Source organism: Pseudoalteromonas sp. SIMBA_162, from assembly GCF_046535955.1.
Taxonomy (GTDB): Bacteria; Pseudomonadota; Gammaproteobacteria; order Enterobacterales; family Alteromonadaceae; genus Pseudoalteromonas; species Pseudoalteromonas marina.
In genome coordinates, this window is sequence record NZ_JAWJBQ010001347.1 from 1 (window position 1) to 231 (window position 231).

1 protein-coding gene is annotated in these 231 nt (G+C 62.3%); it reads right to left on the bottom strand.

What is annotated here, in order from left to right; genetic code table 11:
* A partial coding sequence (locus R0J88_RS24015; RefSeq protein WP_410901460.1) for an amino acid permease occupies positions 1–231 on the bottom strand: 231 nt, incomplete at both ends.

Genomic DNA, 231 nt, shown 5'->3' on the forward strand with positions numbered 1-231 from the left:
GCCCAGGTGACTCTTGATCACCGCCAGGTTGACCACCGAGAACGCCACCAGTGCACCGAAGCTGATCATCGACGCCAGGGTGGTGAGGTCGATGACCACCGCCAGCAATGACACCAGCGACACCAGGACAATGGCCACCACCGGGGTCTTGTAGCGCTCGGACAGGGTACCGAACACCCGACGTGGCAGGATGCCGTCACGGCCCATGCTGAACAGAATGCGCGATACCGA